Origin of the sequence: Streptomyces albiaxialis (assembly GCF_039530985.1) — a bacterium.
Taxonomy (GTDB): domain Bacteria; phylum Actinomycetota; class Actinomycetes; order Streptomycetales; family Streptomycetaceae; genus Streptomyces; species Streptomyces albiaxialis.
Genome location: NZ_BAAAPE010000001.1, coordinates 512,266 through 526,001 on the forward strand (window position 1 = coordinate 512,266; position 13,736 = coordinate 526,001).

At 74.8% G+C, this 13,736-nt stretch carries 12 protein-coding genes and 1 pseudogene; 7 read left to right on the forward strand and 6 right to left on the reverse strand.

Translation table 11 applies throughout. From position 1 onward, the window contains the following. Positions 1–44 precede the first annotated feature (44 nt). Positions 45–539 (reverse strand): excalibur calcium-binding domain-containing protein, encoded by a 495-nt coding sequence (locus tag ABD343_RS02340; protein ID WP_344523377.1) that lies wholly within the window; start codon positions 537–539, stop codon positions 45–47. Positions 540–630: 91 nt separating this feature from the next. Continuing rightward, a complete protein-coding gene (locus ABD343_RS02345; protein ID WP_344523379.1) occupies positions 631–1,677 on the reverse strand; it encodes a hypothetical protein in 1,047 nt (348 codons plus the stop codon). A gap of 245 nt (positions 1,678–1,922) precedes the next feature. On the opposite strand from ABD343_RS02345, the gene ABD343_RS02350 reads away from it, so the two are divergent. Next, positions 1,923–4,415, forward strand: coding sequence for a helicase-associated domain-containing protein (locus tag ABD343_RS02350; protein WP_344523381.1), 2,493 nt, complete (start codon positions 1,923–1,925; stop codon positions 4,413–4,415). A 162-nt stretch (positions 4,416–4,577) separates the two neighbouring features. Here the strand turns inward: ABD343_RS02350 and ABD343_RS02355 are convergent. After that, positions 4,578–4,901, reverse strand: a pseudogene (locus ABD343_RS02355) (ISL3 family transposase); the annotation flags it as partial. Between the two features lie 198 nt (positions 4,902–5,099). Here ABD343_RS02355 and ABD343_RS02360 point away from each other — a divergent pair. Genes ABD343_RS02360 through ABD343_RS02370 form a run of 3 tightly spaced genes read left to right on the forward strand, consistent with a single transcriptional unit; the run spans position 5,100 to position 7,671 of the window. After that, positions 5,100–5,609: a DinB family protein gene (locus ABD343_RS02360; RefSeq protein WP_344523383.1), complete on the forward strand. Its 510-nt coding sequence runs from the start codon at positions 5,100–5,102 to the stop codon at positions 5,607–5,609. Then, on the forward strand, positions 5,516–6,007 hold the full coding sequence (locus tag ABD343_RS02365) for a Uma2 family endonuclease (RefSeq protein WP_344523385.1): 492 nt from the start codon (positions 5,516–5,518) through the stop codon (positions 6,005–6,007). Before ABD343_RS02360 ends, ABD343_RS02365 begins: the two co-directional genes overlap by 94 nt. 23 nt (positions 6,008–6,030) lie before the next feature. Beyond that, positions 6,031–7,671, forward strand: coding sequence for a DNA repair helicase XPB (locus ABD343_RS02370; protein WP_344523387.1), 1,641 nt, complete (start codon positions 6,031–6,033; stop codon positions 7,669–7,671). A gap of 15 nt (positions 7,672–7,686) precedes the next feature. Here ABD343_RS02370 and ABD343_RS02375 read toward each other — a convergent pair whose 3' ends face one another. Further along, positions 7,687–7,863 (reverse strand): hypothetical protein, encoded by a 177-nt coding sequence (locus tag ABD343_RS02375; protein ID WP_344523389.1) that lies wholly within the window; start codon positions 7,861–7,863, stop codon positions 7,687–7,689. Between the two features lie 319 nt (positions 7,864–8,182). Between ABD343_RS02375 and ABD343_RS02380 the strand changes: the two genes are divergently transcribed. Then, positions 8,183–10,234, forward strand: a complete 2,052-nt coding sequence (locus ABD343_RS02380) for a HelD family protein (RefSeq protein WP_344523391.1) — start codon at positions 8,183–8,185, stop codon at positions 10,232–10,234. On the opposite strand, the gene ABD343_RS02385 is transcribed toward ABD343_RS02380, so the two are convergent. Beyond that, on the reverse strand, positions 10,215–10,565 hold the full coding sequence (locus ABD343_RS02385; RefSeq protein ID WP_344523393.1) for an ArsR/SmtB family transcription factor: 351 nt from the start codon (positions 10,563–10,565) through the stop codon (positions 10,215–10,217). The two genes, ABD343_RS02380 and ABD343_RS02385, sit on opposite strands and share 20 nt — an antisense overlap. Before the next feature lie 72 nt (positions 10,566–10,637). Between ABD343_RS02385 and ABD343_RS02390 the strand changes: the two genes are divergently transcribed. Both ABD343_RS02390 and ABD343_RS02395 read left to right on the forward strand, forming a co-directional pair. Then, a complete protein-coding gene (locus ABD343_RS02390; RefSeq protein WP_344523395.1) occupies positions 10,638–11,873 on the forward strand; it encodes an MFS transporter in 1,236 nt (411 codons plus the stop codon). Beyond that, complete coding sequence (locus tag ABD343_RS02395) at positions 11,870–12,817, forward strand: serine/threonine dehydratase (RefSeq protein ID WP_344523397.1); 948 nt, start codon at positions 11,870–11,872, stop codon at positions 12,815–12,817. Before ABD343_RS02390 ends, ABD343_RS02395 begins: the two co-directional genes overlap by 4 nt. Before the next feature lie 161 nt (positions 12,818–12,978). On the opposite strand, the gene ABD343_RS02400 is transcribed toward ABD343_RS02395, so the two are convergent. After that, entirely contained in the window at positions 12,979–13,734 is a 756-nt protein-coding gene (locus ABD343_RS02400) for a PIG-L deacetylase family protein (RefSeq protein ID WP_344523399.1), read from the reverse strand. Positions 13,735–13,736 lie beyond the last annotated feature (2 nt).

The following is a 13,736-nucleotide window of genomic DNA, read 5'->3' on the forward strand; positions in this document are numbered from 1 at the left end:
CACACCTCCGCAGCCTCGCCTGTTCCCCGGATCCTCGCACGGCCTCACGTGTCGCATCCGACCCCGTCGCCGTCCCGGTCCAGGTGCGGCCCGTATCCCGGCTGGCCCCGGCGCACGGGGGCGGCCCCGGCGGCACGGGCCTCGGAGCAGTTCCCGTAGGCGACGGGGGCCTCCCCGCCGCCGCCCTCCTCCTCGGCGGGGGCGGGCGCGGGCGCGTTCGCGGTGACCGTCGCGCGGGCGGTCTTCGTGACGCGCACCTTCACGGTCTCGGTGACGGTGGGGCGGGGCGCGGCCTTCTTCGCCTTCGGCGCCGCCGTCTCGGTGGCCGTGGCGGTCACGGTCGCCGTCGCGGTCGCGCCCGGCTTCGAACTCGCCGCCGCCTTCCCCCCGTTCTCCTCGCCGTTCGCGCCGATGCCCACCCCGATGAGCAGCGCGAGCGCCGCTCCGGGCAGCACGAACCGCTTGCGCGCCCAGCGCGGACCGGGCTGCGGCTGGGGCCGCGGAGGCAGTGGATATCCCTGTGGATACGGATTCGTCATGATCCCCCCTGGATTCAGGTGGGATGACGGTAAGGCGACGAGGCACGTGGGACGAGGGCCGAGTGGCCCTACCCGTCCCCTCCGCCTGCCCCTACTCCTTAGCCTTCGCCGGGCGGCGCGAGCGCCAGAGGAGGAAGAGCGCGCTGGCCACCGCCGCCACCCGGAGCATGACGGGCAGGACGCCCTCCATCGCCTCGCTCATCGCGTCCCCGCCCTCGGGGATACGGTCGCCCCAGCGCCCCTCCGTACGGCCCCAGAGCCACACCGCCGCGCCCGCCACGACCAGCCCCGGCATGCCCGCCGCCGCCCACTTGGCCTCGACGCGGCTCAGCCTGGGCGACCACCAGGCCGCGAGCCAGCCCGCCGCCAGGGGGATCAGCGAGCCCGTGACCGCGCCCGCGGCCAGCAGGATCGCGGCGCCCAACTCGACGATGCCGCCGACGCGGGGTACGCCCGCCGTCCTGGTCGCGCCCGCGGCGGCGCGGGCGCCGAGAAGGCGCCCGAACAGCGTTCTGCGGGGCGTCGATTCGGTGGACGGCGCGTCCGCGTCCGGCGCGGCGGGCTTCTCCTCCTCGTCCTTCTTCTCCGGCGGCGGCTTCAGCACCTCCGGCAGCTCGATACCGCCCGTGAAGCCCGGCACCTGCTCGCCCACCGCCAGCGGGCCGCCGGTGCTCTCGCCGAAGGGGCTCGGGTCCACCCGCCACCAGTCCGGATCGGACTCCTCGGGCCCCAGCTCGTCCGCGCTCGCCAGGTGCGGGGGCGCGCCGCTCTGGCCCAGCCCCGGGGACCCCGCGGGCATCTCCGGCTCGGCCCGCGGCACCGGCACGCTCGGCCCCGCGTCGTCGTACGCGTCCCGCCCGCCGTCCCGCTGCGAGGGGACGGCCGCGGCGGACGACGGCGGCGGCGCGCCCCCGTTGGCCGCCGCGACGACCTCCTCCGGCTTGCCGAGCGAGCCCAGGATCTTCCGTACGGCCGCCTTGCTCTCCGCGCCGCCGTCCTCGGCCCGCATCCGGTCGATCCGCGTGCGCAGCCCGCCGACCAGCCGCGCCCGCTCCGCGGCCGTCATCGACGTGCCGTGCGCCAGATCGCCGATCCGGCTCAGATAGTCGAATACGAGCTGATCGCTCTCGATCCCCACCAAGTCCCCAACGCCTGCTCGCTGCCCGCTGCCTGCCTGCCCTGCCGTGCCCTGTCGCCGCCGTCCGGGGTTCCGCCCGGTCCGCGCCCGGGACGCCGCCCGCGCGCACCCTCCGCGCACGCCGCCCTCGCACGCCGCCCGCGCGCCCCGTCCACCGCTCGTCGCCCGCCCGCCGCCGCCCGCTCCGACAGGCCCCGACGCCTCCGCAACGACCGTACCGCGCCCACCCCGCTACCGTGGGAGGGGTGAGCAGCGAGCAGAACGGCCGGACACCCCCACGTCAGGCAGGCCCCTCGGCCCCGCGCACCCTCGCGGAGGACCTGCGGGCACGTGAGGACGCCGCGCTCGCCGACCTGCTGCGCACCCGCCCCGACCTCCTCTCGCCCGTGCCCGGCGACCTCACGCAGCTCGCGACCCGCGCGGGCACCCGCGCCTCCGTGGCCCGCGCGCTCGAACGGCTCGACCAGTTCACGCTCCAGACCGCGCAGGCCCTCGCGCTGCTCCCCTCCCCCGGGTCCCCCACCGGCCCCGCCGGCCCTCCCCCGGACGAGGCCCTGGGCGCGCTGCTCCCGGGTGACGAGGCGGCGGCCCAACTCCCGTACGCGCTGCGGCGATTGCGCGAGCAGGCCCTCGTCTGGGGCGGCGAGGGACAGCCCCGCCTCGTCCGTACGGCACGCGAGCTGCTCACCTCGCCCTCCCCCACGGGCCTCGGCCCCACCCTCGCGGAGGCGGCGAACACCGCGAAGCTCTCCCCCGCCCGGCTCCAGGAGATCCTGGCCGCCGCCGGGCTCCCCGCCACGCACGACCCGGTCAGCGCCCTCGCGGCGCTGACCTCGCTGTTCACGGACCGTACGCGGACGGCGGCGCTGCTCGACGAGGCCCCGGACGGCGCCGAGGCGCTGCTGCGCAAGCTGGAGTGGGGCCCGCCGTACGGCACGGCCGACACCGACGCGCCCTCGCCGCCCGTGGCCTGGCTGCTGGACCGGGCGCTCCTCGTCCCCGCCGGGCCAGGCGAGCCCGGCAAGGTCGTCCTGCCGCGCGAGGTCGCGCTCCATCTGCGCGGCGGGCACGCGCACCGCGTGCTCGAACCCGTGCCGCCGCCCGTCGCCGTGGCCCGCGCGTACGAGCCGGGGACCGTGGACGCGACCGCCGCCGGGCAGGCGCTCGCCGCGCTCGCCGCCGTCGAGGAGCTGCTGGCCGCCTGGGAGGCGGAGCCGCCGCCGGTGCTGCGCGCGGGCGGCCTGGGCGTACGCGACCTCAAGCGCGCCGCCCTCACCCTCGACGTGCCCGAGCCCACCGCCGCCTTCTGGGCCGAACTCGCCTACGGCGCCGGGCTGCTGGCCTCGGACGGCGAGGCCGACGAGACGTACGCGCCGACGCCCGCCTACGACGACTGGCTGCGCCTCCCGCCCGCCGAGCGCTGGACCCGGCTGGTGACCCCCTGGCTCACGGCCACCCGCGTCGCCGGGCTCGTCGGCGAGCGCGACGCGAAGGGCCGCGCGCTCTCCGCCCTCGGGCCGGGGCTCGACAGGGGCCTCGCGCCGGAGATCCGCGGCCGTACGCTCGCGCTCCTCGCGGAGCTGGCGGACGGCACGGCCGGAGGCACCCCGGGCGCCGCGCCCGACCCGGCGACGGTCCGCGAACGGATGCGCTGGGAACGCCCGTTGCGCGGCCAGGACGTGCCCCCGCCGCACGACCTGCGCTCCCGCCTCGTCTCCTGGACCCTCACCGAGGCGGAGTCGCTGGGCCTCACGGGACGCGGGTCCCTCGCGAGCCACGCCCGCCCGCTGCTGGCCGACGAGCAGAAGGCGGCCCAGGCGGCCCTGTCCCCCCTCCTCCCGCCGCCCCTGGACCACGTGCTCCTCCAGGCCGACCTCACGGCCGTCGCGCCCGGCCCCCTGGAGCGCGAACTCGCCACCGCGCTGGGCATCCTCGCCGACGTCGAGTCCAAGGGCGGCGCCACCGTCTACCGCTTCACGCCCGGCTCCGTCCGCCGCGCCCTGGACAGCGGGCAGACCGCCGCCGACCTGCACGCCTTCCTCACCGCGCACAGCCATACGCCGGTGCCGCAGCCCCTCACGTACCTGATCGACGACGTGGCCCGCAAGCACGGCGTCCTCCGCGTCGGCGCGGCCTCCTCGTACGTCCGCTGCGACGACGACGCGCTCCTCGCCGAGCTGCTGGCGGACAAGCGCTCGGCGCCCCTGCGCCTCCGCCTCCTCGCCCCCACGGTCCTCGCCTCCCCGGCGCCCCCGGACCAACTCCTCGCCCGCCTCCGCGAGATGGGGTACGCGCCCGCGGCCGAGTCCTCCGACGGCGACGTCCTGCTGAGCCGCCCCGACGCCCACCGCACCCCGCCCCGCGCGGCCCCCGACCCGGTTCCCGACGGCCCCCCGCTCCCGGACCGCACCCTCCTCACGGCGGCCGTACGCGCGATCCGCGCGGGCGACCACGCCGCGACGCTCCCCCACAGACCCCCGCGCCCGGACACGGCCCCGAACGGCGACCTCCCCCGCACCGTCATGGCCGAGACCCTCGCCACGATGCAGTCCGCGACCCTCACCGGCACCCCGCTCTGGATCGGCTACGTCAACGCCGACGGCGCCGCCAGCCAGCGCGTCATCGCCCCGGTCAAGGTCGAGGGCGGCTTCGTCACGGCCTACGACCACACGGCGGACGAGGTCCGCACGTATCCCCTCCACCGCATCACGGGCGTGGCGGAGGTCCCGGAGGACTGAGCCGAGGCCCAGACTCACCACCCATGGGAGCGGTGATGGCCACCGACGTACACAACAAGCACTGGGTGTGCCCTCGCCCCGAGGGGTGGACATTCGACCAGGCGCAAGATCTGGATCTGCCCTTCGACTGGGAACTCGTGGATGGGAAGATCGTGGTTCGTGTTTGGAGCGGCTGGCGACCATGTCCAGAAGCCGCGCCAGCCCGGTGCCGTCGCAGATCGGCGTCAGGCCGATGATCACGGTCACGTACTTGTCGCCACGCCGGGTGTGCCGCCAGACGTGCTCGTCCACGCCGATGACCTGCACGTCGTCGAAGCGGTGCGGATCGTCGATCAGGACCCGGCGGCCCTCGGCCAGGACCGCGTCGTTGGCGGTGTTCCACGAGACCCCCAGAGCGTCGGCGACGCGGGCGACACTCAGGTGTTGGCACACCAGGGCTTCCAGCGCCCACCACAGGCCACGTCGCGACAGCTTCGCCCGCGGCTCGACAACCCGGCACCGGAGAATCGCCCGATCGGGCTCCAACCGCTGCGCGAGCGGACGGCATAGTCACCTCCGTCCTCGGGAGACCTCGACCCCTACCCGGCCACCGACGCGCCGACCGGACTACACCCTCAACTGCGCCTGCGAAGAGCCCGAGAACAGCCCCGGTGCGAGGGTCGGCCCGCGTGCTATGTTCCGGCCATGACTAGACCCGGTGAGGTCCTCGGCAGCGTGGTCGCCGCCGGCGAGCGCGAGCAGCTCGAGACGTTCCTGGATTATCTGCGCGACGCCGTCGTGCGCAAGGCCCGCGGGGTGTCGGAGGAGGACGCCCGGCGCAGCCCGGTGCCGACCGGCACCAACCTCGGCGGTCTGATCAAACACCTGCGGTGGGTGGAACTGGGCGGGTTCGCCGAGCAGATCGGGCAGATCCCCGCCGCGGAGCTGCCCACGCCGCCGTGGACCGACGCAGACCCGGAGGCCGACCTGCGGCTGGAGCCGGACGAGCAGCTCGACGACGTCATCGCCGCCTACCAGGCGGAGTGCGACCGCTCCCGCGAGATCGCCGCCCAGCACAGCCTCGACTACGCCGTCACCACACCGCGGGGCAGGGAACTGACGTGGATGTACCTGCACGTGATCGTGGAGACCGCCCGGCACGCGGGCCACGCGGACATCCTGCGCGAGATGATCGACGGCAGCGTCGGCGACTGACGGCTCGCGGCGCGTCGTCGGTCCGTGTTCCGGGTCGTCGCCGACCGGACTACACCCTCAACTGCGAAGAGCCCGTTCACGACGATGAGGGTCTCAGGATCAGTGAGGCCGATTGCGTACCCGTCTCCAGGGTCGCGTTGGCCGTTGAAGTGGTATCCCCGGGCTCCCGCAGCACGGACCGTTCCATGAAACCCGCGCAGTACGCCGCCGCCAAGATCCCCTACTACTGGCGCGTGGAGCTGGAGCGCGACGAGCAGATCGCCGTGCACGAGTACTGGCTGAACGCCGACACCTTCTCCTACATCCCCCGCCCCGAGCGCCCCGCGCACCGCCGTGAGCTGGTGACGGAGCACCCGTTCCCCCTCAAGATCGACCTGGCCGCTCTCACCGGCTTCTGAGCCGGGTGCGGCACACTGGACGGATGCCCGGACCACTGATCGTCCAGTCGGACAAGACCCTGCTGCTCGAAGTCGACCACGAGCAGGCGGACGCCTGCCGGCGGGCCATCGCGCCGTTCGCCGAGCTGGAGAGGGCGCCGGAGCACATTCACACGTACCGGCTGACACCGCTGGGGCTCTGGAACGCGCGGGCCGCGGGGCACGACGCGGAGCAGGTCGTGGACGCGCTCGTCGAGCACGCGCGGTATCCGGTGCCGCACGCGCTGCTCGTGGACATCGCGGAGACGATGGCGCGTTACGGGCGGCTCACGCTCAGCAAGCATCCCGCTCACGGGCTGGTGCTGGTGACCTCCGACCGGCCCGTGCTCGAAGAGGTGTTGCGCTCGAAGAAGATCCAGCCGCTCGTCGGGGCGCGGGTGGGCGAGGACACCGTGATCGTGCACCCCTCGGAGCGCGGGCAGATCAAGCAGGTGCTGCTCAAGCTCGGCTGGCCCGCCGAGGACCTCGCGGGGTACGTGGACGGGGAGGCCCACTCCATCGACCTCCACGAGGAGGGCTGGGCGCTGCGGCCGTATCAGCAGCAGGCCGTGGAGGGGTTCTGGCACGGCGGGTCCGGGGTCGTGGTGCTGCCCTGCGGCGCCGGGAAGACCCTCGTGGGCGCCGGGGCCATGGCGCGGGCCGGGGCGACGACGCTGATCCTCGTCACGAACACGGTCTCCGCGCGGCAGTGGAAGCACGAGCTGGTGAAGCGGACCTCGCTCACCGAGGACGAGATCGGCGAGTACAGCGGGACGAAGAAGGAGATCCGGCCCGTCACGATCGCCACGTACCAGGTGCTGACGACCAAGCGGAAGGGCGTCTATCCGCATCTGGAGCTGTTCGACTCCCGCGACTGGGGCCTGATCGTCTACGACGAGGTGCATCTGCTGCCCGCGCCCGTCTTCAAGTTCACCGCGGATCTGCAGGCCCGGCGGCGGCTGGGGCTCACCGCCACCCTCGTACGGGAGGACGGGCGGGAGTCCGACGTCTTCTCGCTGATCGGCCCGAAGCGCTTCGACGCGCCCTGGAAGGAGATCGAGAACCAGGGCTACATCGCGCCCGCCGACTGCGTCGAGGTCCGGGTCAGCCTGACCGAGTCGGAGCGGCTGGCGTACGCGACGGCGGAGGCCGAGGAGAAGTACCGCTTCTGCGCGACGACGGACAGCAAGCGCCGGGTCACCGAGGCGCTGGTCCGCAAGCACAAGGGCGAGCAGACGCTCGTGATCGGCCAGTACATCGACCAGCTCGACGAGCTGGGCGAGCACATCGGCGCCCCCGTCATCAAGGGCGACACCAGCAACGCGCAGCGGGAGAAGCTCTTCGACGCCTTCCGGCGGGGCGAGCTGGACTGCCTCGTCGTCTCGAAGGTCGCCAACTTCTCCATCGACCTGCCGGAGGCGACGGTCGCGATCCAGGTCTCCGGGACGTTCGGGTCGAGGCAGGAGGAGGCCCAGCGGCTCGGCCGGGTGCTGCGGCCGAAGGCCGACGGGCACGAGGCCCGCTTCTACTCGGTCGTCGCCCGCGACACCATCGACCAGGACTTCGCCGCGCACCGCCAGCGCTTCCTCGCCGAACAGGGGTACGCGTACCGGATCGTGGACGCGCACGAGCTGCTCGCGGAGTAGCGGAGTAGCGGTTCCCTAACGGCGCCGGGTGCGGACTACGCCGGGTTCGTCGTGGACGCCGAGGACGGCGACGCTGAAGGCGGCGCCCGCGAAGACGCGGACGGCGCGGAGGGCACGGGCGGCATCACCGGCACGGCGCCGGGACGACGGGCGGATTCCGGTCGCGGGGGCGTTCACGGTTGCGGTGTTCATGGGTCAAGCATGCGTTCGCGCAGGTCGTCGCCGCATCGGCCGAAGGTCCGGAACCCCGCGACCGTTCCTCAGCCGTACGGCTGACCCCGAACCAGGGAGAACCCTGAGAACCCTCCCGGGGTCGGCGGAGTCCGGCGGCGGAAATTCGTTGGCCCCGCCACCGGCCGCTGATTAGAATCCCGCACTTGCCCCCTCCCCCGGCCGCCCGCGGCGGTCGTCGACGGGAGGAGCCCGCCGCACGGAAACCGGCTGGCCGTCCGACACGTATCTCAGACGTCACCGCACGCGTCGCCGTCGCGTGCGGCTTTAAGGATGCCCCGTGACCAGTGACCCCCTGAGCCGTGAGCGCGCCCATCTCGCCGCCTCGCGTGCCGCCCTCCGCGCGATGCGGGCCGACGCCGAGGCCCTCGACATCCGCGACGTGACCGCGAACTGGGTCAACGCGGAGGTGCTCCAGTCCGGCATCGAGCAGCGGATCGCCTCGCTCGCCGACCTCGCGCACGCGCCGCTGTTCTTCGGCCGCCTCGACTATCTGCACGGCCCCGGCGACGACCACAGCGCCGACGACGGGCACAGCTTCTACATCGGGCGGCGGCACGTCCACGACGCGGACGGCGACCCGATGGTGATCGACTGGCGCGCGCCGGTCTCGCAGCCGTTCTACCGGGCGTCGAAGAAGGACCCGCAGGACGTCGCGCTGCGCCGCCGGTTCGGGTACACGGGCGGCGAACTGACGGCGTACGAGGACGAGCACCTCACCGACCCCCGGGAGGCCGAGCGGACGAGCGCGCTGCTGCAGGCCGAGATCGAGCGCCCGCGCGTGGGGCCGATGCGGGACATCGTCGCGACGATCCAGCCCGAGCAGGACGAGATCGTACGCGCCGGGATCGAGGGCACGGTGTGCGTGCAGGGAGCCCCGGGGACGGGGAAGACGGCGGTGGGCCTGCACCGTGTCGCGTATCTGCTCTACGCGCACCGCGAGCGGCTCACCCGCACCGGCACCCTCGTCATCGGGCCGAACGACTCCTTCCTCCGCTACATCGAGCAGGTGCTGCCCGCGCTGGGCGAGTGGGAGGCCCGGCAGACGACGGTGGAGGGCCTGGTCACGCGCCCGGACGTGCCGGTACGGGGCACGGACGCGGCGGAGACGGCCCGGATCAAGGGCGACGCGCGCATGGCCGAGGTGCTGCGGCGCGCGGTGCGGTCCGGGGTGCGGATGCCGGAGGAGGGGTGCGTGGTGGTGCGCGGCTCGCGCCGCTGGCGCGTCCCGGCGTACGAGATCGAGGAGATGGTCCGCGAGCTGCTCGCCCGCGGCATGCGGTACGGGGCGGCGCGCGAGGCCCTGCCGCAGCGCATCGCGCACGCCGTGCTCGTCCGGATGGAGGCGGCGGGCGAGGCGCCGGACGACCGTACGCAGAACGCGGTCGCGCGGAACAAGGAGGTCAAGGACCTCGTCAAGGCGGTCTGGCCCGCGGTCGATCCGGCGAAGCTGGTGCTGCGGCTGCTGTCGGACCCGGAGTTCCTGGCGGAGCAGGCGGACGGGATCCTCACACCCGACGAGCAGAAGCTGCTGCTGTGGGAGAAGCCCGCGCGGGGCGTGAGGTCGGCGAAATGGTCGGCGGCGGACGCGGTGCTGGTCGACGAGGCGTACGACCTGGTGGAGCGGACCCCGTCGCTCGGCCATGTGGTGCTGGACGAGGCGCAGGACCTCTCCCCGATGCAGTACCGCGCGGTGGGCCGGCGCTGCACGACGGGCTCGGCGACGGTGCTGGGCGACCTCGCGCAGGGCACCACGCCCTGGGCGACGGAGAGCTGGGCCGAGGCCCTCTCCCACCTGGGCAAGCCGGAGGCGGCGGTCGAGGAGCTGACGGAGGGCTTCCGGGTGCCGCGCGACGTGATCGCGTACGCCTCCCGGCTGCTGCCCGACATCGCGCCGACGCTCAGCCCGGCGACCTCGGTCCGCGAGTCGCCGGGCGACTTCGCGGTACGCCCGTCCGCCGACCTGGGCACGGACGTCGTCGCCGCCTGCCGCGAGGCCCTGCGCCGCGAGGGCTCGATCGGGCTGATCGCGGCGGAGCCCCGTACGGCCGTGCTGGGCAGGGCACTTGAGGCCGCGGGCCTGCCGTACCTCTCGCCCGGCGAGGAGACGAGCGCGGACGCCCGCCTCACCCTGGTCCCGGCCACGCTGGCGAAGGGGCTGGAGTACGACTACGTGGTCCTGGACGAGCCCGCGGCGATCGTCGAGGCCGAGCCGGACGAACGGACGGGCCTGCGCCGCCTCTACGTCGCCCTGACCCGCGCGGTCTCGGGCCTCACGGTGCTGCACGCCGCCCCGCTGCCGGGGGCGCTGGCTACGCCGTCCCCGAGCTGAGCAGCACCTCCACCAGGCCGGGGAACCTCGACTCCAGGTCGTCGCGGCGCAGTTCGACGTAGCGGTTGCGGCCGACGGCCCAGGTCGAGGTGAGGCCGGACTCGCGCAGGATGCGCAGGTGGTGGGAGACGGTCGACTTGTGCAGGTGGGAGAGGCCGAGGCGTTCCGAGGAGCAGTCGCACTGGAGGCCGGTCTCCGCGAACGTCCGGAACAGGTGCATCCGCGTGGAGTCCCCGAGCGCGTGCATGACCTTCACCAGGTCGATCTCGGCGACGTCCGGCTGGGGCAGCAGCTCGCCGGCCCGCCGGGCCTGTTGATCCTCGCTCTTCATTGTTTGACACCTATCCAACAGTCTCTATTGTTTGACGCACCTCAAACTGTATCCTCCGGGGGAAGGACACCCGTGCGTCCACGTCTGCTGCTGCTCGCCCTCGGCACATTCGCCGTCGGCACCGACTCGATGGTGATGGCCGGAATCCTCGGCCGCGTCGCCCGCGACCTGGACGTCGGCGTCCCCGCCGCCGGGCAGATGGTCACCGTCTTCGCGCTCTCCTACGCCGTGCTCGCCCCGGTCCTCGCGACCCTCAGCGCACGCTGGCCCCGCCGCCGCGCGCTGCTCGCCGGGATGGCCGTCTTCACCGTCGCCAACGCGCTCAGCGCGCTCGCGCCGGACTACGCGTTCCTGCTGGCCACCCGCGTCCTCGCGGCGGCGGGCGCCGCGCTCTACACCCCGACCGCCACGGCCGCCGCCACCCTCCTCGTCCCGCCGGAGCGGCGCGGCAGCGCGGTGGCCACCGTGTACGGCGGGATGACGGTGGCCACCGCGCTCGGCGTGCCGCTGGGCACCTACGTGGGCCGGAGCGACTGGCGGCTGACCATGTGGCTCGTGGTCGTCCTCGGCGCGCTGGCGCTGACCGGGCTCGCGCTGCTGCTGCGCGGGCTCCCCACTTCCACCGGCGCTCCCGGAGCGGCCGGGGGCTCCGGTACGGCTCGGGCGCCTCGCCTGGGCGAGCGGCTGCGGCCCCTGCGCGACGCGCGCGTGACGGGCGCCGCGGGCACCACGTTCCTGTTCTTCCTCACCATCAACGTCGTCTACATCTACCTCGCCACCGCCGTCCGCCCCGCCACCGGCGGCGACGCCGGACGCCTCACCCTCGTCATGTTCGCGACCGGCCTGGCCTCGGTCGCCGGGAGCTGGCTGGGCGGCCGTGCCGTCGACCGCCTCGGCGCCCGTACGGTCCTGCTCTCCGGGGGCGCGGCCCTCGTTCTCGCGTTCGCCGCGCTGCCGTGGCTCGGCCGTACGATGCCCGGCGCGCTCACGTACGCGGTGGCCGCGCCGCTCGCCGGGTGGATCGTGGCCGTCGCACTCGCGCACCGCATGGCGTCCCTGGACCCGGCGAACGCCCCGCTGCTCCTCTCCCTCAACAGCAGCGCGCTCTATCTGGGCGTCGCGGCGGCCGGCGGCGCGGGCAGCCTGTCGCTGACCGTCCTCGGCGCGCGCTGGTTCCCGCTGACCTCGGCGCTCCTCGCGCTGGCGGCGCTCGGGCTGGTGGCGGCGACGACGCGGCGCGGCGGCGGTACGGCCGTCGTGGACACCGCCGCGCCCGCCGCACGTACCCCGCATAAGGTGACGCGATGAGCACCCTGTCGTATGCGGACATCAAGGCGGCGGCCGACCGGATCGCGGGCCGGGTACGCCCGGTGACCGTCGCCCCCGGCGATCCGGAGGGCCCGTCGCTGGCCCTGGAGTTCCTCCAGCACACCGGCACCTTCAAGGCACGCGGAGCCCAGAACTTCCTGCTCGCGCACCGCGAGGCGGGCACCCTCCCCGACACGGGCGTCGCCCTCGCCTCCGGCGGCAACGCGGGCCTGGCGAACGCCTGGGCCGCCGGACGCCTCGGCGTCCCCGCGACCGTCTTCCTCCCGGAGACGGCGCCCCCGGTGAAGATCGCCCGGCTGCGCGGGTACGGCGCCGAGGTGCGGCTCGCCGGGCGCGAGTACGCCGAAGCGGCCGCCGCCTGCGCGGAGTTCGCCGACCGTACGGGCGCGCTGCGCTCCCACGCCTACGACCACCCCCTCATCGCGGCGGGCGCGGGCACGCTCGTGGACGAGATCCTGGCCGCGTGCCCGTCCGGAGGGCCGGACACTCTCGTCGTCTCGGTGGGCGGCGGCGGCCTCTTCGCGGGCGTCGCGACGGCCGCGCGCCACCACGGCATCCGTACGGTCGCCGTCGAGCCGGAGCACTGCCGCGCGCTCAACGCGGCGCTGGAGGCGGGCGAGGCGGTGGACGTCCCGGTCGACTCGGTCGCCGCCGACTCGCTCGGCGCCCGCCGCGCGACGCCGCTCGCGCTGGAGGCGGCCCGTGCGTCCGGCGCCCGCTCGGTGCTGGTGCCGGACGCCGCGATCGTACGAGCGCGGCGTGCGCTCTGGGACGAGTGCCGGGTCGCGGTCGAGCATGCCGCCGCGGCGGCGCTGGCCGGGCTCTCCTCGGGGGCGTACGTCCCTGCGGACGGCGAGCGCGTCACGGTCGTCCTCTGCGGCGCGAACACGGACCCCACGGACCTCGCGGGCCCGGCGAGTTGAGGCTCGCGGCCCGCTCTTGCCCGTGCGGAGACTGCCCCTTGCTGTTGCGTCGCGGGCCGCGGGTGCGCCGTGGCCGATCGCGCAGTTCCCCGCGCCCCTGACGGGGCAAGCCCTGCCTCGCCCCTGACGGGGCACGACCTGCTCGCCTGCTGACGGGGCGCTCAGGTGCGGGGGACCTCCACGTACCACTCGCGGCCCAGGACCAGGGCGAAGGCGGGGGCGGGGAGGCGGACCAGGGCTCGCCAGACGGCGGACATGCGGCCGTGGCCGTGCACCGCCGAGGTGTGCGCGGCGAGCGCGTCCCGCTTGCGGCGCGCGTACCGCCCGACGCGGATCCGGTGCGTGATCGCCTCGCGCGGGCTGAACGCGGCACGCAGTCCGGCCTCGTCGTGCCCGAAGGGGATCCGCAGCAGCCGTACGAGCCGCACCAGGCGGGCGACGGCGTCGCGCGGGATCGTGGCCTCCAGCAGGCGGACGCCGCCGTCGAGCGCGGCGGCGCGGCGTGCGACCTCGTGGACCCTGACGTGGTCGGGGTGGCCGTAGCCGCCGTTGGGGTCGTAGCCCAGCAGCACGTCGGCGCGCTCCTCCGCGAGCACCGCCGCCAGCCGCCCGGCCGCCTCGTCGAGCGGCGCGCGGACGAAGCGCCGCCGGTCCGGCGGATCCGGGTACAGCACCGGGCCGTGCCCGCTGTCCGCGTACCCGAGGTGCACCACGCGGGCCACGCCCAGCACCCCGGCGCTCGCCCGCAGTTCCCGCAGGCGCGGCGCCTCCGCCCCCTCCGGCACGGGCCCCATCAGCCCGTCGGCGGCCACCACGACCACCACCCGGTGCCCCTCGGCGGCGGCCCGCGCGAGCGTCCCGCCGGTGAGCAGCACCTCGTCGTCGGGGTGCGCGTGGAAAGCGACCAGCACGGACACGG